3 protein-coding genes are annotated in these 2,016 nt (G+C 60.0%); all 3 read left to right on the forward strand.

Going from position 1 to position 2,016, the window contains the following annotated elements; translation table 11 throughout:
* Nucleotides 1-114: 114 nt before the first annotated feature.
* The 3 genes from galU to rpmF all read left to right on the forward strand — a co-directional run bounded on the left by galU (nt 115) and on the right by rpmF (nt 1,893).
* Nucleotides 115-1,023, forward strand: coding sequence for a UTP--glucose-1-phosphate uridylyltransferase GalU (gene galU / locus TX78_RS05810; RefSeq protein ID WP_044494593.1), 909 nt, complete (start codon nt 115-117; stop codon nt 1,021-1,023).
* A 21-nt stretch (nt 1,024-1,044) separates the two neighbouring features.
* Nucleotides 1,045-1,623 carry a YceD family protein gene (locus TX78_RS05815; RefSeq protein WP_101750624.1) on the forward strand — a complete coding sequence of 193 codons (579 nt, stop codon included), beginning with the start codon at nt 1,045-1,047 and terminating at the stop codon, nt 1,621-1,623.
* Nucleotides 1,624-1,689: 66 nt separating this feature from the next.
* A complete protein-coding gene (gene rpmF, locus TX78_RS05820; RefSeq protein ID WP_044494594.1) occupies nt 1,690-1,893 on the forward strand; it encodes a 50S ribosomal protein L32 in 204 nt (67 codons plus the stop codon).
* The last annotated feature ends 123 nt before the right edge of the window (nt 1,894-2,016 follow it).

Genomic DNA, 2,016 nt, shown 5'->3' on the forward strand with positions numbered 1-2,016 from the left:
ACACGCTCGGCGGTGACATTGCAGAGTCCGTCCCGCACGCGGTGCACCGCCGGCTGAGCGACGCCTCCTAAAGAGTTCAGACTTCTTCCAGATCAAAAACGGTAAGGTGTGCCCATGAGCAATGCGACCCCCATTCGAAAAGCTGTGATTCCGGCTGCTGGCCTGGGCACACGCTTCCTTCCTGCCACTAAGGCGATGCCTAAAGAGATGCTGCCGGTGGTGGATGAGCCTGCTATCCAGTACGTGGTGGCTGAGGCTTCCAAAGCTGGTATTGATGACATTTTGATGATCACCGGGCGTAATAAGCGTGCCATGGAGGATCATTTCGACCGGGCCCCGAATCTGGAAGCCACTCTGGAAGCTAAGGGCGATACCAAGAAGCTCGAAGCGGTCCGGCATGCCACCCAGCTGGGGGATATCCACTATGTGCGTCAGGGTGAGGCTAAAGGTCTTGGTCATGCGGTGCTGTGCGGGAAGCAGCACGTCGGTGATGAGCCTTTCGCGGTGCTCTTAGGTGATGATCTGATTGATCCCCGTGATGAGCTTCTGACCACGATGATGGAAACCCAGCAGCAGTTGGGTGGTTCGGTGATCGCGGTGATGGAGGTTCCTGAGGAGAACGTCTCTTCCTATGGTGTGGTTGATGCCGGGGGAGCGGATCAGGAAGAGGGCGCGCAGGTGGTGCCGGTACAGGGGCTCGTGGAGAAGCCTGCGGTTGAGGATGCGCCGTCGAACCTGGCCATTATTGGTCGGTATGTGCTGCATCCGGCGATCTTTGCTCAGTTGGAGCAGACTCCTCCGGGTAAGGGTAATGAGATTCAGCTCACTGACGCTTTGCAGGCTATGGCTGGCAAACCGGCCGCTGAGGGCGGCGGTGTGCATGCGGTGATTTTCCGTGGTCGTCGGTATGACACCGGGGATAAGCTCAGCTATATCAAGGCTGTGGTGACTCTGGCGGTGGATCGTGAGGATCTGGGTCCGGATCTGCGGGCATGGCTCAAGGAATTCGCTGGCCAGCTCTAAGCCGTGGTAGGCTGGTCTGTTGTGAAACATCCCCAGAGCACCGGCCAGACCGGGCCTCTGCAGGTGGACGTCAAACAGCTTAAGGATCACCCCGGCGCGCAGGAAATACTGTCACGGGACGTACCAGCACCGGTGGGCTTTTCCACTGTGCTGGTGGGTATCCCGGAAGGCAGCAACCTCGCGGTGGATCTTCGGATCGAGTCCGTGCATGAGGGAGTGCTGATGACCGGCACCACCTCGGCGGAGGTAGTGGGCGAATGCGGCCGCTGCCTGGACCCCATCAGCTACCCGCTGACGGTCGATGTGATGCAGCTGTTCAGCTGGGCCGATAAAGCCCAGGGGACGGATACCGGCGAGGACGAAGAGAACCGGGCAGTCGGCGAAGACCTGATGGTCGACGTCGAACCTGTCCTCCGCGACCTGATGGTCTCGGCTTTTCCGTTCCAGCCGGTCTGCCGGGATGACTGCCCAGGGCTCTGCTCAGAGTGCGGATTCCGCATGGAGGAGGACCCAGAGCATGAGCACGAGCAGGTCGATCCCCGCTGGGCTGCACTGCAGGGCCTGAAGAACCAACTAAATGACGGCGACGACGAGGCCTAAGCCTCGCCGACCGCCTACACTTGATCCCCTAGACACTGTCCGTCAACGAGAGAGAAGAGAGACACCGTGGCTGTTCCGAAGCGGAAGAAGTCCCGTGCCAACACCCGTCACCGCCGCTCCCAGTGGAAGGCAGAAGTGCCTACCCTGGTGAAGACTGTGGAGAACGGCCGTGTCGTCTACAGCCGTCCTCACCAGGCCAAGCTGGTGACCGACTCTGCCGATACCCCCCTGTTCTACGAGTACAAGGGCCGCAAAGTCGCTGACGCCTGATCTGCGGACCCGGTAGGAGTTGGCAGATACGAATGAGCTTCTGAAGAGTCTCGGGGTCCATATTGACCCCGGGACTCTTCGTCTTGCCCTCACACACCGATCCTTCGCCTACGAGAACGAAGG

The organism is Nesterenkonia massiliensis (genome assembly GCF_000455245.1).
Classification (GTDB): domain Bacteria; phylum Actinomycetota; class Actinomycetes; order Actinomycetales; family Micrococcaceae; genus Nesterenkonia; species Nesterenkonia rhizosphaerae.